The 19,900-nt window shown below is 62.8% G+C and carries 21 protein-coding genes; 7 read left to right on the forward strand and 14 right to left on the reverse strand.

Annotation, left to right across the window (positions count from 1 at the left end; genetic code table 11):
- Nucleotides 1–246: 246 nt before the first annotated feature.
- Nucleotides 247–705 (forward strand): glycosyltransferase, encoded by a 459-nt coding sequence (locus tag AAFX91_RS04630; protein ID WP_394565683.1) that lies wholly within the window; start codon nucleotides 247–249, stop codon nucleotides 703–705.
- Nucleotides 706–784: 79 nt separating this feature from the next.
- On the opposite strand, the gene AAFX91_RS04635 is transcribed toward AAFX91_RS04630, so the two are convergent.
- The 3 genes from AAFX91_RS04635 to AAFX91_RS04645 all read right to left on the reverse strand — a co-directional run bounded on the left by AAFX91_RS04635 (nucleotide 785) and on the right by AAFX91_RS04645 (nucleotide 3,772).
- Complete coding sequence (locus tag AAFX91_RS04635; protein ID WP_394565684.1) at nucleotides 785–1,873, reverse strand: TRAP transporter substrate-binding protein; 1,089 nt, start codon at nucleotides 1,871–1,873, stop codon at nucleotides 785–787.
- 196 nt (nucleotides 1,874–2,069) lie between these two features.
- Nucleotides 2,070–3,203, reverse strand: coding sequence for an Mrp/NBP35 family ATP-binding protein (locus tag AAFX91_RS04640; protein WP_282527614.1), 1,134 nt, complete (start codon nucleotides 3,201–3,203; stop codon nucleotides 2,070–2,072).
- Between the two features lie 116 nt (nucleotides 3,204–3,319).
- Nucleotides 3,320–3,772, reverse strand: a complete 453-nt coding sequence (locus AAFX91_RS04645) for a VOC family protein (RefSeq protein WP_282527613.1) — start codon at nucleotides 3,770–3,772, stop codon at nucleotides 3,320–3,322.
- A 193-nt stretch (nucleotides 3,773–3,965) separates the two neighbouring features.
- On the opposite strand from AAFX91_RS04645, the gene AAFX91_RS04650 reads away from it, so the two are divergent.
- Complete coding sequence (locus AAFX91_RS04650) at nucleotides 3,966–4,835, forward strand: NAD(P)-dependent oxidoreductase (protein ID WP_394565685.1); 870 nt, start codon at nucleotides 3,966–3,968, stop codon at nucleotides 4,833–4,835.
- A 401-nt stretch (nucleotides 4,836–5,236) separates the two neighbouring features.
- On the opposite strand, the gene AAFX91_RS04655 is transcribed toward AAFX91_RS04650, so the two are convergent.
- Both AAFX91_RS04655 and AAFX91_RS04660 read right to left on the reverse strand, forming a co-directional pair.
- Nucleotides 5,237–6,229, reverse strand: a complete 993-nt coding sequence (locus tag AAFX91_RS04655; protein ID WP_282527611.1) for a toxin-antitoxin system HicB family antitoxin — start codon at nucleotides 6,227–6,229, stop codon at nucleotides 5,237–5,239.
- Complete coding sequence (locus tag AAFX91_RS04660) at nucleotides 6,226–6,480, reverse strand: type II toxin-antitoxin system HicA family toxin (protein ID WP_282527610.1); 255 nt, start codon at nucleotides 6,478–6,480, stop codon at nucleotides 6,226–6,228. The genes AAFX91_RS04655 and AAFX91_RS04660 overlap by 4 nt, the downstream gene beginning before the upstream one ends.
- 360 nt (nucleotides 6,481–6,840) lie before the next feature.
- Here AAFX91_RS04660 and AAFX91_RS04665 point away from each other — a divergent pair, with 360 nt between their 5' ends.
- The 3 genes from AAFX91_RS04665 (at nucleotide 6,841) to AAFX91_RS04675 (ending at nucleotide 9,394) form a co-directional block, all read left to right on the forward strand.
- Complete coding sequence (locus tag AAFX91_RS04665; RefSeq protein ID WP_282527609.1) at nucleotides 6,841–8,442, forward strand: HAMP domain-containing sensor histidine kinase; 1,602 nt, start codon at nucleotides 6,841–6,843, stop codon at nucleotides 8,440–8,442.
- A gap of 42 nt (nucleotides 8,443–8,484) precedes the next feature.
- Nucleotides 8,485–8,688: a DUF1289 domain-containing protein gene (locus tag AAFX91_RS04670; RefSeq protein ID WP_282527608.1), complete on the forward strand. Its 204-nt coding sequence runs from the start codon at nucleotides 8,485–8,487 to the stop codon at nucleotides 8,686–8,688.
- Between the two features lie 151 nt (nucleotides 8,689–8,839).
- The gene (locus AAFX91_RS04675; RefSeq protein WP_394565686.1) at nucleotides 8,840–9,394 is read left to right on the forward strand and encodes a TIGR02281 family clan AA aspartic protease; all 555 of its coding nucleotides are present in this window, start codon (nucleotides 8,840–8,842) and stop codon (nucleotides 9,392–9,394) included.
- Here AAFX91_RS04675 and dusA read toward each other — a convergent pair.
- Nucleotides 9,356–10,315 (reverse strand): tRNA dihydrouridine(20/20a) synthase DusA, encoded by a 960-nt coding sequence (gene dusA, locus AAFX91_RS04680; protein ID WP_394565724.1) that lies wholly within the window; start codon nucleotides 10,313–10,315, stop codon nucleotides 9,356–9,358. The two genes, AAFX91_RS04675 and dusA, sit on opposite strands and share 39 nt — an antisense overlap.
- Nucleotides 10,316–10,474: 159 nt before the next feature.
- Here dusA and AAFX91_RS04685 point away from each other — a divergent pair, with 159 nt between their 5' ends.
- Complete coding sequence (locus AAFX91_RS04685; RefSeq protein WP_394565687.1) at nucleotides 10,475–10,828, forward strand: hypothetical protein; 354 nt, start codon at nucleotides 10,475–10,477, stop codon at nucleotides 10,826–10,828.
- A 123-nt stretch (nucleotides 10,829–10,951) separates the two neighbouring features.
- Here AAFX91_RS04685 and AAFX91_RS04690 read toward each other — a convergent pair whose 3' ends face one another.
- The 8 genes from AAFX91_RS04690 to AAFX91_RS04725 form a co-directional block, all read right to left on the reverse strand.
- A complete protein-coding gene (locus AAFX91_RS04690) occupies nucleotides 10,952–11,698 on the reverse strand; it encodes an IclR family transcriptional regulator (protein WP_394565688.1) in 747 nt (248 codons plus the stop codon).
- Nucleotides 11,699–11,766: 68 nt separating this feature from the next.
- Nucleotides 11,767–12,972, reverse strand: coding sequence for a CaiB/BaiF CoA transferase family protein (locus tag AAFX91_RS04695; RefSeq protein ID WP_394565689.1), 1,206 nt, complete (start codon nucleotides 12,970–12,972; stop codon nucleotides 11,767–11,769).
- A gap of 83 nt (nucleotides 12,973–13,055) precedes the next feature.
- Nucleotides 13,056–13,748: an ABC transporter ATP-binding protein gene (locus tag AAFX91_RS04700; protein ID WP_394565690.1), complete on the reverse strand. Its 693-nt coding sequence runs from the start codon at nucleotides 13,746–13,748 to the stop codon at nucleotides 13,056–13,058.
- On the reverse strand, nucleotides 13,741–15,495 hold the full coding sequence (locus AAFX91_RS04705; RefSeq protein WP_394565691.1) for an ATP-binding cassette domain-containing protein: 1,755 nt from the start codon (nucleotides 15,493–15,495) through the stop codon (nucleotides 13,741–13,743). Before AAFX91_RS04705 ends, AAFX91_RS04700 begins: the two co-directional genes overlap by 8 nt.
- Nucleotides 15,496–15,513: 18 nt before the next feature.
- Entirely contained in the window at nucleotides 15,514–16,386 is an 873-nt protein-coding gene (locus AAFX91_RS04710) for a branched-chain amino acid ABC transporter permease (RefSeq protein WP_394565692.1), read from the reverse strand.
- 28 nt (nucleotides 16,387–16,414) lie between these two features.
- Nucleotides 16,415–17,620, reverse strand: coding sequence for an ABC transporter substrate-binding protein (locus AAFX91_RS04715; RefSeq protein ID WP_394565693.1), 1,206 nt, complete (start codon nucleotides 17,618–17,620; stop codon nucleotides 16,415–16,417).
- 40 nt (nucleotides 17,621–17,660) lie between these two features.
- On the reverse strand, nucleotides 17,661–18,449 hold the full coding sequence (locus AAFX91_RS04720; protein WP_394565694.1) for an enoyl-CoA hydratase/isomerase family protein: 789 nt from the start codon (nucleotides 18,447–18,449) through the stop codon (nucleotides 17,661–17,663).
- Nucleotides 18,450–18,453: 4 nt separating this feature from the next.
- On the reverse strand, nucleotides 18,454–19,251 hold the full coding sequence (locus AAFX91_RS04725) for an enoyl-CoA hydratase/isomerase family protein (protein ID WP_394565695.1): 798 nt from the start codon (nucleotides 19,249–19,251) through the stop codon (nucleotides 18,454–18,456).
- 434 nt (nucleotides 19,252–19,685) lie between these two features.
- Here AAFX91_RS04725 and AAFX91_RS04730 point away from each other — a divergent pair, with 434 nt between their 5' ends.
- Complete coding sequence (locus AAFX91_RS04730; RefSeq protein WP_394565725.1) at nucleotides 19,686–19,892, forward strand: FCD domain-containing protein; 207 nt, start codon at nucleotides 19,686–19,688, stop codon at nucleotides 19,890–19,892.
- Nucleotides 19,893–19,900: the final 8 nt, after the last annotated feature.

Here is a 19,900-nt window from a genome sequence, read left to right on the forward strand (position 1 = left end):
GGGATTTGTTGGGCATACGTTCTCCGTTAGAGAACTGTCCCTAATTTCCCGTGTCTCACTTTTGGGGGGCACTCCAGTGCGGCGTTCGACTTTGCCCCCGATTTCCTTCCCGGCAATGTCCGCTACATCGGGCCACTCCTGGATTCCTCGAACTGGTCGAAGCCGTGGATATCTCCCTGGTCCCACGGGGATCGTCCGCGCGCGCTAATTTCTTTCAGCACGACCAATCAGGATCAGACGGAAGCATTGCAACGTACGATCAACGCGGCAGGAAGCGTCGATATGGACGCGGTTGCAACACTCGGACCTGCTCTGGAACAGACAACTCTGCATGCGCCGGACAATGTCACGCTGCTGCCGAGCGCCCCGCATGATGCGGTCATGAAGGAAGCCTCGCTGGTTGTGAGCCACGGTGGCCACGGCACCACGAGCCGCTCGCTCGCCCACGGCCTGCCGCTTCTGGTCATGCCATTCGGACGCGATCAGGGCGACATTGCCGCGCGGGTCGAAGCCCGCGGCGTAGGGCTGGTCTTGCCGCCGACCGCTACGGAAACGGAAATTGCCGCTGCGATGACGCGCCTGATCCGGGAGCCGCAATTCCTCATCGCTGCCCGCCGGTTCAAGGACATCATTGCCGCCGAAGTCAGCGCAGCTCCGCTCGTCGGCGAAATGGAGGAAATCGTTCGAGCCGCGGCGAACGCCTGAATCCGGGATGTTCGCGTTCGCGAAAAAAGCCCGGCCCCCGCGAGGGGACCGGGCTGTCCGTCTACTGCTTGAGATCTGCTCAGCCGCGGGTGCGCGAGCGGATCATGAAGCTGTCGTAGGTGTATTCGGCGACCTGCCACCACAGATATTCGTCGGAGCGGTAGGCCTGCATCGCGTCGATCGACTTCTTGAAGTCGGGGTTGTTAGCGGAGATTTCGCTCCACAGCTCGTTGGTCGCCTTCAGGCAGGCTTCCAGCACCTCGTTGGTGAACGGACGGAGCTGCGTGCCGCCGGCAACCAGTCGCTTCAGCGCCGTCGGGTTCTGCAGGTCGTAGCGCGCGGCCATCCAGCTATTGGCATTCGCGGCCCCGTTGGTGAGGATCGCCTGGTAGTTCTTCGGCAGCGCATTCCACTTCTCGAGATTGACGAAAGCGTGGACGGTCGGGCCGCCTTCCCAGAAGCCCGGATAGTAGTAGTACTTCGCGACCTTCTGGAAGCCGAGCTTCTCGTCGTCATAGGGGCCGACCCACTCGGCAGCGTCGATGGTACCCTTCTCCAGCGCCGGATAGATGTCGCCGCCGGCAAGCTGCTGCGGCACCACGCCGACCTTCTGCAGGACCTGGCCGGCGATGCCGCCGATGCGGAATTTGAGGCCCGAGAGGTCGGCGACCGTCTTGATCTCCTTGCGGAACCAGCCGCCCATCTGGGTGCCGGTGTTGCCGCAGGGGAAACCGATCACGTTGAACTTCTTGAAGAACTCGTTGCCGAGCTGCTCACCGCCGCCCTGATACCACCAGGAGTTCTGCTGCCGCGCATTGAGGCCGAACGGGACGGAGGCGTAGATCGCGAAGGTCGGGTCCTTGCCCACGTAATAGTAGGCCACCGTATGCGACATCTCGACGGTGCCTGTCGACGTCGAGTCCAGCGCCTGCAGGCCCGGGGCGATCTCGCCAGCCGCGAACACCTGGATCTGGAATTTGTTGTCGGTCATCTCGGCGACGTATTTCGACAGCTGCTCAGCGCCGCCATAGATCGTGTCCAGCGACTTCGGGAAGCTCGAGGTCAAGCGCCACTTGATTTCGGGAGAAGACTGCGCGATCGCCGGCGCGGCGACCGCGGTCGCGGCCGCACCGGCCGCAGAAACTTTCAAAAAGTCACGACGCTTCATCTTAAGGCATCTCCTTGCGGGGCGTTTCCCATTTGTCCCCAAAACATCTCATCCGGGCGGGCGAATCCTCAGGCTCCGGGGCGCTTTGGCGGGGCCGTTTAACACGGATGGCCGCCCGCGGAAACGCGACATTGGCATGACGGGACTGGACGAAAGTCGGAGGGGCGCGAGGGGAAATACCAGGCGGAAATGACCGTCAAGCCGCGGCGATCACGCCCCGGAGCTGGTCGCGGACCTTGGTCCCGATTGCGCGGTAAATCGCCGCGTGCGGCCCGTCCGGCTCGCTATCTACCACCGGATTACCGGAATCCGAGGTGGTGCGGATCGCCATATGGAGGGGAATTTCGCCCAGGAACGGCACCCCCAGCCGCTCGGCCTCATGCCGGGCGCCGCCATGGCCGAAAATGTCCGACCGCGTGCCACAATGCGGGCACTGGAAATAGCTCATGTTCTCGACGATGCCGAGCACGGGCACGTTAACCTTTTTGAACATGGCGAGCCCGCGCCGCGCGTCGATCAGGGACAGGTCCTGCGGGGTCGAGATGATGATGGCGCCCTTGAGCGGGACGTTCTGCGCCAGCGTGAGCTGCGCGTCGCCGGTGCCGGGGGGCATGTCGACCACCAGCACATCGAGCGTGCCCCAAGCGACGTCGCGCAGCATCTGCGTGATCGCCGACATCACCATCGGCCCGCGCCAGATCATCGCGGTGTCTTCCTCGACCAGGAAGCCGATCGACATGATCGAGAGCCCGAAGCGGGAGACTGGGATCATCTTCTTGTCGTCGTTGAGCGCCGGCTTCTCGCGGATTCCGGTCAGCCGCGGCACCGAGGGACCGTAGATGTCGGCATCGAGCAGGCCGACGCGCAAACCGAGATCACGCAGGCCGAGCGCGAGATTGAGCGCGGTGGTCGATTTGCCGACACCGCCCTTGCCCGAGGCCACCGCGATGACGGCGGCGATCCCGGGGATTTCCGCCTGCCGCGACATCGGCGATGGCGCGCCCTGCGGCGGCCGATGCGTCGAGGCCGGCGCAATGCCGCCGCCGGCATGACGGTGCGGCTGCGGCGGGGCGGCCGAACCAGGCTTGCGCTCGGCGGTCAGCGCGATCATGGCGGCGGTGACGCCGGGAATGGCGCGCACGGCGCTCTCGGCCTGCGCGCGCACGCTTTCCCAGGCGCGCGCTTCCGCGGCATCGACATTGATCGAGAAGAACACCTTGCCGTCGCTGACCGTGATCGGCGACAGCACATTGGCATTGGTCAAAGCGACGCCGCGCGGCGACGTCACGCCCGCCAATTTCTCCAGAACCTGTTGCTGCGTCACGCTCACAGCCGCTCTCCTGCCGAATATCTTCATGCTGAGGTCACAGATATGACGGATCGGCAGAAAAGGGTAGTTGTGCCAGCGCAATAGATTCCGCGGTTTACGCCGCGCCCGAAAGGTTCCTACCTGCCGCCGACGTCGTCGGCGCGCTCGGCCGGCGCTGCGGCGTCTTGTTCCTTGGCGACCTCGTAATTCAGCTCGATCATCACGCCGTTGGGATCGTGCACAAAGATCTGCCAGAGGTCGCCGCCCGGAACCTGCCGGGAATCGAATTTCATGCCCTTGGACTGAAGGCGCTGCTTCATCGCCGTGAACCCGCGGCTGACAAAGGCGACATGATGGACCACGCCGGAGTCGGGCTTTTGCGGCTCGTCGGTCGGGGAAATGTCCACGAGGTGAACCACCGGCTTGCCCTCGCTGTACATCCAGGCGCCGGGAAAGGCGAAATTCGGCCGAGCGCCCTTCTCCAGGCCCAAAACCTCCTCATAGAACTTGACGGTTTCGGCGAGTTTCCGGGTGCGGATGTTGAAATGATCGAGCACGCCTACGCTTGCGCCCGCCTCTCTTCCATTCATGTCTCACTCCCATTTTTGTGAGGTTCGTTGGTGAGTTATCATAACACAAAACCGCTGATGTCGGCCAAACGAGCCGTTGCCCTCTGCGGCGCAGCGTTTATGGTGCGGCCCTCCCGCCTGAAAAACACCGTCCGGCCCGTCCAATGTCGCCGGCAAATCCCAAGGTTATTAGGCAAGAAACAAGGTAGCAGACATGGCTAAAGTCGCTTTTCTCGGTCTCGGCGTGATGGGTTTCCCTATGGCAGGACATCTCGTGAAAAAGGGGGGCCACGAGGTGACGGTGTACAATCGGACGCCGGCGAAGGCGCAGGCCTGGGTCGAGAAGTTCGGCGGCCGCGCGGCGCCGACGCCAAAGGCGGCGGCCGAAGGCCAGGATTTGGTGATGTGCTGCGTCGGCAATGACAACGACCTGCGCGCGGTCACGATCGGCCCGGAAGGCGCATTCGCCGGCATGAAGAAGGGCGCGACCTTCGTCGACCACACCACCGCTTCCGCCGAAGTCGCGCGCGAGCTCAATGCCGCCGCCGAGAAAGCGGGATTCAAGTTCGTCGATGCGCCGGTCTCCGGCGGACAAGCCGGCGCCGAGAACGGCGTGCTGACGGTGATGTGCGGTGGAAAGGAAGACGCCTATGCAGGCGCCGAGCCTGTCATCGCGGCCTATGCGCGGTTGTGCAAGCTGCTGGGACCGGCAGGCTCCGGCCAGCTCACCAAGATGGTCAACCAGATCTGCATCGCCGGCCTGGTGCAGGGCCTCTCCGAGGGCATCCATTTCGCCAAGAAGTCGGGGCTCGACGTCACCGCCGTGATCGACGTGATCTCGAAGGGCGCGGCGCAATCCTGGCAGATGGAGAACCGCTACAAGACCATGAACGATGGCAAGTACGATTTCGGCTTCGCGGTGGAATGGATGCGCAAGGATCTCTCGATCTGCATCGCGGAAGCACGACGCAACGGCGCCAACCTGCCGGTGAGCGCGCTGGTCGATCAGTTCTATGCCGAAGTCGAGAAGATGGGCGGCAAGCGCTGGGACACGTCGAGCCTGCTCGCGCGGCTGGAACGTTAACGGCGCGTGGCTGCATTCCTTCCCCTGAAAGGGGGAAGGTCGGGATGGGGGTCGGCCACAAGCACCGGCGTTCGTGGAGAGAGATGATCCCCACCCGGTTCGCGCGTTCCGCGCAAACCGACCTCCCCTTTTCAAGGGGAATTTTGCACCTCGGTGCAATTCGGTGCATCAATTTCGCCCGAACAAGCCTTTGGAATGTCGAACAAAACATGCGTGCGCCTGGGTTGGCGTGCATGGTAATGTACCCTCCCGTTCCCGACACGCATCAGCGATCGCCCTGCGCTCCCACGCAGCGGCGTTTTGAAGATCGACTAACCGACGCGAGACCGATGCGCCGTTTCAGGCCTTTTTGCACCGATCCCGTGATGTCGCAGGCCGCGCTTGAGAATGCTCGATGACCTTCAGGCCTTACGGCGGGGTGCACCAGCATCCGGATTAGTGGCGCTCTTGCCCCGAGCACTTCGCCGCAACGCATCCATCAGGTCGATGACATTCCCGCGAGTGCGGGAAAGTACCAGCTCGGGTTGGTCTGAAACCTTCTTCCGCTTTTTCGGTGCATGCTTCAACTTGCGCGGATCGAAAGTAGCTGCCTTCTGTTCAACGATGTGCTTGGCTAGGTCGATCATGTCCTTGGTGACCTTGACGTCTCTAATTGAGTGAAAGAGGTCGCTCGGGTCGCGGACCTGATCGGCGCTGCGAAGCATGGTGGCCACCATGCCCGTTCGGTGAGGCTCTACGGCCATGGTGTGCTCGAATTCATTGCCTCCTATCCGAGCAAGAGCGACCTTGTTAGTGGCTGTCATGGCCTCGCGGATGACGGCAAATGCGTCGCTTCCAACGACCTCAGGAACCAAGTAGTAGGCGTTCGAGAGATAGACTGGATCAATTTCGTTCTTGGCAACGAATCGGTCGATCTCGATGTGGACTTCCCCTGTCAGGCTGTCGAGCTCATGTTCTCCCTCGACGGCTGGATGTAACCTCACTGGGGACGTCACAAGCGAAAGGCGCAGATAGCCTGCGAGAGTGGACGCATTGCGCACATCTCCCGAGTGATGGCTGATGAATGTCGGAGACCCAAGTTTACCTTCCAGAGCAGCAACGACGTAGGCGTTCAGCGTGACGGCCTCGTCTGCGGCTGCAAAGGCGGCTTTCTTGTGCAAGTCAGGCGGAATGCGGACGTTGAACAGCCCCTTGAAGGGCCTGTCAGGCTCTCTGCCCAGCTCAGCGCAGGAGGCTAGATAATCTTCAACAAGCCCGGCAAATGCTGCTTCAACCTCCGAGGCACTATCGACCTCGGTTGTGATCAGATCGTTGATGTGAAGTATCCGAAGAACGAGTTTGCCGCTCTCGAACTGGACCTCACCCTGATAATCGCGGTACCGAACTGTGCTCATATCAGACCCAAACTTTCGAGTTGCAGCCGCAGGCGGCGAACCATCGCCGGTCTCATTTCGCCATCATGCGGCTCGTCAAGCCAGATCATCACCCGGGTTGTCCGGTGCATGAACTTTCTCCGGCTGCCGCCGGTCTTCCCAGCCCTGACCTCGTCGAACCCAACACCGGTGAGCAGCCGTTCAAGGTCGCAATAGCGAAAGGTGCTGCGGCAATCCCGAAAAGAACGCTTCAGCTTATCTACTTGCGACATTCCAGCCCGCCGAACGTAACTGAAAGTTAGTTACAATATCCGGGGTGCTTTCGCAAGCCTGAAAGCGCGCCTCACGCTGCTTAGGCTCCGTCCCCCTGAAAAGGGAAGGTTGGGATGGGGTCAGCCACGCGCACCGGCGTTCGTGGAGAGAAATGATCCCCACCGGTTTGCGGGTTCCGCGCAAATCGACCTCCCCTTTTCAAGGGGAGGTTTGAGGCGCATTCGCCCAAACGCCAATCGTTAATTTAACCTCTCGTTAACGAGATTCTTTAGCTTTCTAAGTCATCGCTTAATGATTTGGCGCGAGAGATAGACAATGCAAAAGCCCGTGCGGTTTGCGGGCAGGATTTTGTGTTGTTAATGAGTGATCCCGCGGAAAAGCCTGAAGTTGTCCAGTTGCCGGCCGAGCCCCAGGCTGCCGCGCCGGTCAACAGCCGCCGCGCCGCAGCGCAGCGGGTCCGGGAGGCGCGGGATCGGTTAACGTCAACCAGCGGGACCCGCCCCGCATTCGACACCGAACTGCTCCGCCAATACGCCCAGACGCGGATCTCGGCATCCTACGTCGTGATGCTGCTGGTGATCGCCACCGGCGTGCTGTTCGGCGTGTGGCGAGAGCCGCTCGTGGCGGCCGCCTGGACCATCGGCATACTCGGAGTCCATGCCGCGACCGTGAAGAGTTGTGCCAAGTTCCTGAAGGAATCCCCCTCGCCTGCCGCGACGCGCAAATGGCAGACGCGGTTCGTGCTGCTCGACCTGCTCTACGGCCTGTTCTGGACGGTGATCCTGACTCACCCCGCGGGCACGGACGCCGCCTCCAATGCGCTGATGATGTTCCTGATGCTGCTCGTGATCGCGGTCTCCAGCATGCTCGCAGCGAGCCTTCCGATCGCGGCACTGGCGGCCACCGCGCCGGTGACGATCGCGATCGCCGTCAGTTTCGTGCTGAGCGGTTCCTTTGACAATTACGTGTTCGCGCTGCTCGCGCTCGGCGCCGAGGGCTATTTCGCCCTGCTTGCCCACCGGCTGCACTCGACGACGCTCGCCACGCTGCAGGCGCGCGCCGAGAAGGACGTGCTGATCGCCGAACTCGAACAGTCCAAGGCGATCTCCGACGAGGCGCGGCATCGCGCCGAAGCCGCGAACGTCGCCAAGTCGCGCTTCCTGGCGCAGATGAGCCACGAACTGCGCACGCCGCTCAACGCCATCCTCGGCTTCTCCGAGGTGATGAAGAGCGAGATCTTCGGCGCGCATGCGGTGCCGGTCTACAAGGAATATTCTGCCGACATCCACAATTCCGGCGTTCACCTGCTCAACCTCATTAACGAGATCCTCGACCTGTCGCGGATCGAGGCCGGCCGCTACGAGCTCAACGAGGAAGCGGTCTCGCTGCTGCATGTCGTCGCCGACTGCCACCATCTCTTGAAACTGCGCGCGACCAGCCGCGGCATCACCATCCACGAAGTGTTCGAGCAGGGCATGCCGCGGATCTGGGTCGACGAGCGCGCCACCCGGCAGATCGTGCTCAATTTGTTGTCCAACTCGATCAAGTTCACCCCGCAAGGCGGCGAGATCTGGCTGAAGGTCGGCTGGACCGCCTCCGGCGGCCAATATCTCAGCGTGAAGGACACCGGCTCCGGCATTGCCGAGGACGAGATTCCGATCGTGCTGGCATCGTTCGGCCAGGGCTCCAACTCGATCAAGTCGGCGGAACAGGGCGCGGGACTTGGCTTGCCGATCGCCAAGAGCCTGATCGATCTGCATGGCGGCACCTTCACGCTGAAGTCGAAGCTGCGCATCGGCACCGAGGTGATCGTGACCTTCCCGCCGGAGCGCGTGATGTCGGCGCTCGCGCCGATGGCCGAGGAAGCGCCGCCCTTGCAGCCGCAACCCTCGATTCCTTCGACCGACGACAAGCAAAGGGGGCGCCACAAGCCGATCATGAGTGCAGGCACCGGACTCTAGACTTGCTTGCACCCGCGATCGAAATCGTTTCACTATCGATGGATGAGCACAGAAACGCCGTGTATCGCAGTCTGTATGATCGACCCCAGGACCAGGCTCTGCTTCGGCTGTGGGCGGACGCTGCCGGAGATCGCGCGCTGGCACAAGATGGACAGCGCCGAGCGCCTCGCCGTGATGGCACTGTTGCCCGCGCGCATGGCGGAAGCGGGCCTCGAGCCGATGGACGCGCGCCCGAAGCGCGCCTAGAGCGTGGTGACTTTTCTTCGAAGCGTCATCCCGCTCGAGTTCTTTGTTTGAGCGTGATCTCCGCGCAAACGCTTCGCGTTTGTCACGAGGGAAAACCGGTGTCCACTTTTCCGGATCATGCTCTAGTGCGTTGGACGCGGGAGGCAGTGTCATGAGCCGCGTCCTCCTCGTGCTCCTGTTGCTGGTTGCGACCGCGGGCGCGGTCGTCGCCTATGGCGATCACGAACAGATCGCGCGCGCCAGTAGCCAAGTCTCGCACATGCTGCGCGGGAACGTTGTGACCCCCGGCCCTGCCGTGCAGATCCCGCGCGGACAGGGCGGCGAGTTCGCGTTGCGCGCCAAGATCAACGGGGTCAGCGCGCCGATGGTGATCGACACCGGCGCGACCTCGGTGGTGTTGACCTGGGAGACCGCGAAGGCGATCGGGCTGCCAATCGAAATGCTCGAATACAATGTCGATCTCGAAACCGCCGGCGGCCACACCAAGGCGGCACGGCTGACGCTCGATCGCCTCGCCGTCGGTCACCTGGTCGAAAAGTCGATTCCGGCGCTGGTGGTGCCGCGCGGGCAGATGAAGACCAATTTGCTCGGCATGAGCTTCCTGGATCGGCTGGAAAGCTGGGGCGTGCGCGCCGACAAGCTGATGCTGACCGGTTATCCGGAGGTGCTAGGCCGCCATCGGCGCGGCCGCACGGCTTCCAACTAGCGCTATCGCCTCGCGCAGCACGTTGACGCCCGCACCCGGCTTCGTGCCATGCTCGGCGAGATGGCGGCGGAACGCGCGCGCCCCCGGCACGCCGAAGAACGCGCCGACGAAATGCCGCGTGATCGCATGCAGTCGCGCGCCGCGCGCGAGTTCGCCCTCGATATAGGGGATCATCGCCTCAAACGCGTCCTGCATCGTGGCGTGCGGCGCCGCCACGCCGAACAGTTCGGGGTCGACCGACAACAACCGCCACGGCTCCTGATAGGCGGCGCGGCCCAGCATCACGCCATCGACATGCACAAGGTGCCGCTTCGCCTCCTCGAGGCTCGCGATGCCGCCATTGATGATGATGGGAACATGGGGCATGGCGGCCTTCAGCCGATAGACGCGATCATAGTCGAGCGGCGGGATGTCGCGGTTCTCCTTCGGCGACAGGCCGTTCAGCCAGGCTTTCCTTGCGTGCACGATCAGCGCATCCGCGCCCGCTTCGATCACGCCGCGCGCGAGCGTATCGAGCGCCAGTTCCGGATCCTGGTCGTCGATCCCGATGCGGCACTTCACCGTCACGGGAACCCTCACCGCGCGCTTCATCGCCGCAACACCCTCGGCAACGAGCGCCGGCTCCGCCATCAGGCAGGCGCCGAACCGGCCATCCTTGACCCGATCGGACGGGCAGCCGACATTGAGGTTGATCTCGTCATAGCCGAAATCCTCGCCGATCCTGGCCGCGGCCGCGAGCTCACGCGGATCGGAGCCGCCAAGCTGCAACGCCACCGGATGCTCGCTCGCATCAAACCCAAGCAGCCGCGCGCGGTCGCCATGAATGACGGCGCCGGTGGTCAGCATCTCCGTATAAAGCCGTACCCGCCGCGAAAGCTGACGATGGAAGACGCGACACCTGGTATCGGTCCAATCCATCATGGGCGCCACAGAAAAGAGATAATCTTGCGATTTCAATAACTTACCCTATCCTCTCAATAGGATGAAACACGAACATGTGCACTCCAAGCTAGCCGAAATTGCACACGTTTGTACCCGTTTTGACCTCTCAGTGCAGACGTAGCGCATACGAATTGGGGAGTGCACACGGCCGTCGCCAGCTTCACTCAATTGCCATCCGGGAACTGGCGCGTCCAGGTCCGCTGTAAGAACCGCTATGTGTCAGAGACCTTTCGCCGTCGCAAGGACGGTGAAGCTTGGGCGCTCGACATGGAGCGCAACATTGACCGCAGTGGATCACCGAAACCAAAGGTTGCCGCACAAGTCCGCACGCTCGGCGACATTGTCGACCTTCATGTCGAAGCCATGCACGAGGTCGGCCGCCCTCCCCGCTACACACGAAGGCGCACCATCTTCTCTGCCTCAATGTCCCGCCTCGATTTAGGTTTCCTAGACGAGCACATCTTGGTGCCAGATCTCTCCTTGCTTATCTAAAGCCGCCTCTGCTGCGGCTCCGAGAGCGTCTACAACCATTAAGGCGGTGCTTATCCGGACTGCCAACTCATTCGCGAGACGGCGCACCTCACCCACAACGAGCTCCTGTCGCCTTGGTGCCCGTTAGCTATCAAAGTATTGGTGGGCCGCATCCCTTAGGATCGAGACAAAGCGAGCTTCCTCGCGGAACAGCATCGTGTCGGTGCAACCGACAGCAAGGCAGATCGGCCGACCGCTGACGATCGTCGGCAGTTTGATCGAAATCGAGCCTACGCCTTCGGCCGAAAGATTCGCTGAGATCGCGTAGCCGAGCTTGCGCACCCGGTGGATTTTTTCGAACAGCTCCTCATAGCTCATGGGCATCGATGAGGGGTCTTCGCTCACCAACCGTTGCATCAGCCGGCGAATCTCGGCGTCGGTGCGGTCGGCGAGGAAGATCAGACCGATCGAACAGCGGGAGAGTGCTCTCGTCAGCCCCGGCGTAAGATGAAGACGGATAGCCCCGTTGCCCTCGACAATGTGCACATATTGCACGCGCAGTCGGCTTTCGATGCCGAGCATCACTGTCTGGCCCGTACGTTCGCTGACATCCTGCATTAACGCCGAGATCCGGCCTTCGTGGAATAGGGATTCGTTGAGCCAGCCCCCTAGCAGCGCAACCCGCGGGTTGAGCCTGTAGACCCTCTCGGAACCCTTATAATAGAGATATCCCATCGCCGTCATGGTGCGAAGAATCAGCGAGGCGCTGGATTGCGGATAACCGAGCTCGTCAGTGACGTCCTGGACCGAGAGCGGCGCCTTCCTGCGGTCGAACAGTTCGAGGATTTCGAGGACCCGACGGGCGGATTTCACACCCTCACTTGCAGCCATGGCTTGCCCGATAAAAGTTGACGATGGCGCAAGCGATCAGCCGGCCGCCTGCCTGTCAATGGAAGGCCTCACGCATGACGCGGCACCGGACCGGCCACGATCCGCCGCGCGGCCAGATCGGACAAGCTGTCGGCGTCGAAGCCGAGCCCACGCAGGATTTCGAACGTGTGCTGTCCGAGCAGCGGGGGCGGCACTCTGGCTTCCGTCTTTTGACCGTTGAAGGTCACGGGATAGGCGATTGTCCTGATCTCGCCGAGTTTCGGATGATCCTGGCGCACCGCGATCTGGCGCGTGTCGACCTGCCGATGGGCGAGCGCATCCATCAGCGTGTTCACCGGAGAGCACGGCACCTTGACCTGCGCCAGCCGCTCGACCCAGTTCGCGACGGTGTCGCTGGTCATCTTCGCGGCAACGCGTTCGACGGTCGCATCGAAATTTGCAACCCGCGCCTTGTTGGTCGCAAACCGCTCGTCGTCCTTGAGATCCGAGAGGCCAGCGATATCGCAGAAGCGCCGCCATTGGCCGTCATTTCCAACCGCCAGCAATAGCGCGCCGTCGGCGGCCTCGAAGGCTTGGTAGGGACAAAGGGTCGAATGGCCGGAGCCCATCTTCCGGGGTCGCTCCCCGCCCTGCCAGAAATTCGAAGCCATGTAGCCGAGAAGCCCCATCGCGGTTTCGAACAACGAGACTTCGATGAAGGCGCCCTTGCCCGTCCTGCCACGCTCGATCAGCGCCGCCATGATGCCGCTCAGCGCATGCATGCCGGTTGACTGGTCGATGGGCGAGAAGCTGACCCGTACCAGTGGTCCATCCTCATAGCCCATCGTGCTGATCATGCCGCTGAAAGCCTGGATCATCACATCGTAGCCCGGCAGGTCGCCCAACGGACCGGACCGGCCATAGCCGGAGATTTCGCAATAGATCAGATCCGGCTTCAGCGACGACAGCGTCTCATAGTCGACGCCGAGCCGCTTAGCGGCGCCGGCGCCGAAACCCTGGATGACGATGTCCGACTGCCTGGCGAGCCGGTGAACGATGTCGCGGCCCTCGGCGGTCTTCATGTCGACTGCAAGGCTTCGCTTGTTGCGGTTGAAGGCGAGGAACATCGCGGACTCGCCTGATACATGCGGCGGCCAGGCGCGCGTGTCGTCGCCGGTCGTGACCGGCTCGACCTTGATGACGTCGGCGCCGAGATCGCCGAGCCACTGCCCGCAGATCGGCCCCGCGATCACCTTGCCGAGATCGAGGACTTTCACGTTCGCCAAGGGCTTCATTGGTGGCTACTCCGATGCTGGACTGCTGTGCCGCGCCAGATGCACGAATTCGTTCTGATGCAGCGGCCGGCCGAGATAAGAGCTCAGACCTCGGGCTGCGACATGATCGCGGAGGGATCGCCGTCGCCGATCTTGCGGCCGAAATCCAGCACCAGCACTCTGGCGACCAACTGGAACAGCGCATGGAGCACGTGCTCGATCATGATAACAGTCACGCCCGACGCATGAATGCGCTTCAATGCCTGGACCAGGTCGCGGACTTCCCGCGACGACAAGCCGCCCATCACCTCGTCCAGCAGCAACAGCTCGGGACGGCTGGCGAGGCTGCGGGCAAGCTCCAGCCTTTTCTTTTCGCCGAGCGTCAGCGCGCCGGCCGGCATGCCCGCGACGTTCGACAGGCCAGCGAGTTCGAGCGCCCGCGCGCAGTCCTCCTCCACCTCACTGTTGGAAAGCCATGCGGCACGGCCGAACCGGGCACCGACCTCGACGTTTTCCCTGACCGTCATCTCGTTGAAGGGCTGCACGACCTGGAAGGTTCTTGCGATCTTCAGGCGCTTGACCCTGTAAGGACGCAGGCCTGCGATGTCGCGGCCCCGAAACAGGATCTTGCCGGCGTTTGGCTTCTGGTAGCCCGTGATCAGATTGAGCAGGGTGGTCTTGCCGGCGCCGTTCGGGCCGATGATGCCGACGAACTCGCCCTCTCCGACGTCAAACGAGACGTCGGCGACGGCCGCGAGCCCGCCAAAATTGCGGTGGAGGCTCCGGACGCTAAGCAACGCGCGCTCCCTTGGCACTGGCCGTGTTGGCCGTCTCGGAAAGCCCGATCAGTGAGTTCGGGTCGTTGAGGATGTCCTCGATGTCTGCCTTTTGGCCAGAGCGAGCGATTCTTCCATGGCCGAGGACGTAGAAGCGGTGAGCGACGCTGAGCGCTGCGAACGCGTTCTGCTCGACGATCAGGATGCTGATACCGGTCGCCGCGATCTTCTTCACGGCGTCGAAGACCGTGATGATGACCTTGGGCGCGAGGCCGAGCGACGGCTCGTCGAGGATCAGGAGCTTCGGCTCGGACATCATGGCACGGCCGAGCGCCAGCATCTGCTGCTCTCCGCCCGACATCAGTCCGGCCTGCTGATGCCGCCGTTCCGACAGTTTCGGAAACAGCGAATAAACCTCTTCAAGCTTCGCGGCCCTGTTACGGCGAGCGCGCTCGACATAAGCGCCGAGCAGCAGATTGTCCTCGACGGTCAGGTTGGGAAACACCTGCCTGCCTTCCGGAACCAGCGCCAGTCCCTTCCCGACGCGCACGTGCGGCGGCGCGCCGGTTAGCGGGGCGCCGCGAAACAGCACCTCGCCGCCGGAGGGCAGCAGACCCATCAGGGCGCGCGTGAGCGTCGTCTTGCCCGCGCCGTTCGGACCCAGCAGGCAGACCACCTCGCCACGCTCCAGCTTGAAGGAAACCTCGCGAAGCACCTCGGCCTCGCCGTATCCGGCGCTCAATCCGCGCACCTCGAGTTCCGGAGCGGCCTCGCGCCCACCGACATCGCGCCGCGCATCGTCAGGCGCGACAGCCGGCAACGCAACGGCTGGCGATGCGGGAGGCACGGATTGCGACGGCCGAACGAACAGCGCATAGAGCCCGTGCGGCATGTATTTGATGGCGACGGCGAGGACGAGACCGTAGATCAGGAGCCCGTAGCCCTCCTGCGCCAGGAGCAATCGCGTCATCTCCGACAGGATGACGACGGCGATCGATCCGAGGATTGGGCCGGGCACCGTGTAGATTCCGCCGAGGATCGGAGCGATCTGGGCCAGGATGGCGTAGTTCAGGTCGAAAGCGATCTCGGGCGTCACATAGCCGCCGCGCCAGCCCCCGAGGCAGCCCGCGATCGCCGCCATTGAGCCGCAGAGCCCGGATACCAGCGTGCGATAAAACAGCGGATTGATGCCGAGCATCTGCGAGGCGTGCTCGTTGTTGCGCATCGCGCGCATGGCAAGCTGCAGCGGCGACCACGACAGCGCCAGCGAGACGAGAACCGACAGGCCGGCGAATCCCACTGCCGTCGCCACGATCACCCACGGCGCGGGACCAACCGCGTTCTCGACATAGATCCCGGCCGCTCCTCCGGTCAGGTCGGGCATCATCGTCGCCACGACACGTAAGCCTTCCGAGAGCGCAAGCGTCGAAATGGCGAAGAACACGCCACGAAGCCGGCCGGTCAGAAGCGCCAGCACTGTGCCGGCGAACATGCCGGCGAACAATGCAACCAGGAGACTAGCGGTGAAGGAGCCGAAGCTCGCATGCGAGATGATGGCGCTGGCGAAATAGCCGACGCCCCAGAACGCGGACTGACCGAGCGAGAGCAGGCCCGCGCCTCCCATGATGTTCCAGCTGATCGCCAGCGGGATAATGACCGCGATCTGAAAAGCCCAGTCGGTGGCTCGGCCGCCGGCTGCGGCGGCCGCCCCCAGCGCGGCGACGAGCAACACGGTTCCGGCCACGGACAGCATTCGCTGCTTGATCACTGGCGCACCCATCTTTGGTCAGATCTCGACAGCCTGCCCGCGCAAGCCGCGCGGCCGCAGGATCAGGATCATGAACAACAGTCCGAAGCCGACGCCGGACGCCCAGCCCGAGCCGTCGGGAACGAAATAGGCCACCGCGGTCTCCGCAATGCCGAGCACCAGCGCGCCCAGGATGGTGCCGCCCAAACTGCCAATGCCGCCGAGAACAATGATCTCGATCGACTTGATCAGGGCTGAGAGACCGAGAAACGGCGAGATCGGCGCGATCGTGCTGAGGATGACGCCGGAGGCGGCCGCCAGCGCCGTGCTGATCCCGAAGCTGATCCGGTAGGTCTTGAGGACATCGATGCCCATCAGCGCGGCGGCGTCGCGATTTTCGGCCAACGCGCGGACCGCGCGACCGGTGAAGCTGTAGCGCAGCCAGACGAGCAAGAGGCCCGAGAGGATCAATGCCAGCACGAAGCCGATCAGGCGGCCGACCGGAATGAAGACGAGGTCGAGATCGATCGCCTGCAGCGCGTAATCGGGCGTCGCCGAGCGCAGGTCGCCGCGCCACAGGATGACCGCGATGTTTTGCAGGACGAGCGCGATGCCAAAGGTCAGCAGGATCTGATTGAAATGCGGCGCCCTGATCATGTCCTGCAGGAAATACCGGAACAGGAGCGCCCCGGAGACGAAGGCAATGACGATAATGAACGGCAGCGCGATCAGCGGATCGATGGCGTACAGGAAGAACGGCCAGAACGCGCCATAGGCCGCCAGCATCACCGCCTCACCGTGGGTGAAGTTGAGGATTCGCGTGACACCAAGGCTGAGCGACAGCCCGAGCGACATCAGGGCATAGATGCCGCTCAGGAGCAGCGCATCGATGAGAAACTGAAGGTAAAGCACCGTACGAACTCCGCCGCCTTGGACGTTATCAACCCCTGGATTTAGCGGCTCCGGTCGCGACGTCCTTCGGATAGATTACGACGTTGCGGCCGCCCTGCCTCTGGAACACCAGGGCATCGGAGAAAGCCTGGTGAAGCGTGTTGTTGATCTTCTCGAACTTGCCGCGCCCCATCGGGGTCTGCACGTCCATCGCATTGAGCGCCGCGCTGACCTTCTGTGGATCGTCGCCGCCGGCCTGGTCCAGCGCGAGCAGCAGCATCGCCGCCGCAGTGTAGTGTGCGGCATCGTTCCAGTTCGGCGGAAAGCCGTATTTGTCCTTGAAACGCTTTTCCCATTCGTCCTGCGGTGGGAAGATGTCGGCGCGCCTGGAATCGCCGGCGCGCTGCGCGCCCAGCGCAAACGGCGTTACGCCGATCCATCCCTCCTGGGCATCTCCGACCGACTGTTGCCATTCGACGGATCCGACATCGCCGCCGCTGACGAGGTACGGCACATTCAAGCGCGCGATCTGAATCTGCTTCGCCAACGTGATGAGGTCGGCCGCCTGCACGAGATTGATGACGGCCTGCGGCCGGGCCATCCTGACCTTGGTCAGGGTGGGATTGAGGTCGTTGGCGCCCGGCCGGATCAATTCCTCAGCGACGATTTTCAGGCCGGCTTCGCCGACATATTTGCGCACGGCGGCCAGGCTCGAGCGTCCGTAATTGTCATCGGCATAGATCACCGCGATCGGGGCGCCTGCGGGCAGGATCGTCTTGAGCGCAGCAGCGGTGGCCCGCTGGTAATCGTACGTGTAGGGGTAGATGTGATAGAGGTTAGGCTCCTGGCCGAGTTGCTCCTCGATGGCGGTGGTGGCGCCGCTCGCGACCCAGAGTGGCTTGCTTTGCCGCCAAGCCGGGATCGAAGCGGCAATCGAGACGCTCGACGCCGGACCAACGAGATATTTGACTCCGTGCTGCAGCAACTCATTGATCGCCGACGCCGCCGTCTGGGCATCGGAGCGGTTGTCCTTGAACACGATTTCGATCGGCTTGCCGGCCACGCGGCCCTGGAAGGCGTCGGCTGCGAGCTCGACCCCTCGCTTGCCGGCGGCGCCGAAAGACACGAAGTTGCCGCTGAGCTCATAGGCTGCGCCAATCTTGATCGTGTCCTCCGCACGCGCTCCGACGCACGCGGCAGCGACCGCCAAACCAGCCGCCGAGATCTGAAGCAGCACCTTGCGCCTGCCGATCATGATTTCCTTCCCTCTCTTGGTTTTCTTGATTTGATAGCGGCTATCGCCCGGTGATCTCCGGCGTCTTCCTTTCCCGCCAGGCCTCGTGCGCGGCCTTCTTGTCCTCGGTCAGTTCGAGCGCCATGAAGCGATAGGCATCGACCAGCGAAGCATCGTTGAGGTTTGGGATATCGAGACCACGGTCGATCGATTCCTTGGTCAGCCTGGTCGCGAGCGGTGGCTGCGCGGCGATCGACTCGGCGACCTCGAAGGCGGTCTTCATGAGTTCTTCATGGGGAACGAGCCATTGCGCGAGCCCGAACCGGTAGGCCTCTTCGCCGGACATCGGAAATCCCATCGCGAGCTTCATTGCGTTACCCTTGCCGATCCAGCGCGCAAGACGGACCGCGCCGCCATAAGCCGGCATGATCCCGAGCCTCGCCTGCGGCAGGCGCCATTCCGCGCGTTCGGAAGCGACGATCAGGTCGCAGCCGTAGGTGAGGATGCATCCGATCCCGATTGCATAACCGTTCACCGCGGCGATCACGGGCTTCGGGCAGTCGCTGACGACCCGGACCGGGAAGTCGCGCCAGTTCGGCAGGCTCTTGATGAAGTCCGCCATCGTGGCGGTCGAATGCGTATCCGGATTCTTCAAGTCTGCGCCGGCGGAAAACGCCCCGCCCGCCTCGTCGCCGGTAATGACGACGCAGCGGATCTCGTCGTCCTGCTCGATCGCGCGGAATACCGTGAGGAATTCGCGATTGAAGTCCTCTCCCCAGCAATTGCGCGCGTGCGGCCGCGACAGGGTGACAAGACCGATATGACGACGTCGTTCAAGCAAGACAGGCATGGCCTCAACCTCTATTGGAGACCGCGTCAGACGATTTCGGCCGTGCGAAGAAGGCCTCGATCCTGCGCTTGGTCTCCGGCGACAGCACGCCGAGACTGATGCTGTCCACCGCGCTGGTCATGGCCGAACGATGGCTTGCATCTTCGGCGAGCCAGATGAATTCCTTGGTGCGTTCGATGGTCGCCTGCGCGCCGCGCAGGATGCCGTCGAGCAGTCCGCGCAGCTCGGCCTCCAGCTCCGCCTTGACGACACAGCGCGTGATCAGCCCGATCCTCTCGGCCTCCGCGGCCGAAATCCTCCGCCCCGTCAGGATCAATTCCATCGCGACCTTTCGCGAAACGCTGTGCAGCAGCGCCGGAATCGCGGGCGATGGCGGGATGCCGTGGCTCAATTCGGGATAAGAGATCAGGGCATCGTCCGCCGCGAGGACGATGTCGCACCAGCTTGCGACCGTGATGCCGGCGCCGAACGCGTAGGTTTCGATCACCGCGACCGTCGGCTTGCGGCAATAGTGGATCGCTTCGTTCAATCGCCGAAGTTCTTCATAACGCTGAGCCGAAACGGCGGGCTCCGAGGACTGGAGCGCAAGGACATCGCGCAGATTCCGGCCCGCGCAGTAGATGCCTCCGCGACCGCGAAGCACGGCAATCCGGCAGTTTTCATCGGCACTAAGGCGCGAAAAGGCCTCGGTGAGCTGAACGATCAGCGCGTTGTTCAACGCATTCTTCTGTTCTGGATTGTCGATCCAGACAACGTGGACGCCTTGGTCCCGCCGCTCGACTTCGATGCCGCCAGTCAACATTCCCTCCGTTCTCGTTGGCCGATGAATAAGTCCGGAGGAAATGATTAGTCAAACACAACACTCATCTATGATGCTAGATATCACATATGTACTTTCAAGCGTGCCGAGCTTTTCCAGCACGTCCCGGAGGGCGCGATGTTTGGACGGGCTGGACGGGAAAAGCGCGAGGTCGATCGCGGCGAGTTCAAGCGATGCATCCGGTGCGCGAAATTCTTTACGCCCGGCGCCATCACCCACTGACGCGCTCGGCATCTATCTCAAGGTATGTTCGGCTGCGACAGGCCGGCGCGAGCACGCTGGCGCAGGTTAAGCAGGGCTTCCTCTTTCTGTCGTCGAAGTCACAGAAGACGAAGGCAGTAAGCGTAAGCGGCAAGTCCTCAAGCTCAGCAGTCGCATCACGATATCGCCGCTCAACCGCGCCTTAACAGCACGCCATACACCGAACTGCTCACCCTTGTTTCAACGAGCTCGATGCAATTTTTGACCGAGTGGACGCTCGGCTGAAGGTATCTGACATCATTGGCTGGGCGCTGGAAGACGAACGCTTTCACCTGAAGATCGTTGAGCTCGCCGGCAACCGCCGCCTGTGCGAGACCGTCTCGACTGCTGGGGCCAGGCTCATCGACACCGAGTTGGCCTGAAAGGCGGC

The sequence above is a fragment of the Bradyrhizobium sp. 31Argb genome, from assembly GCF_043638955.1.
Lineage (GTDB): Bacteria > Pseudomonadota > Alphaproteobacteria > Rhizobiales > Xanthobacteraceae > Bradyrhizobium.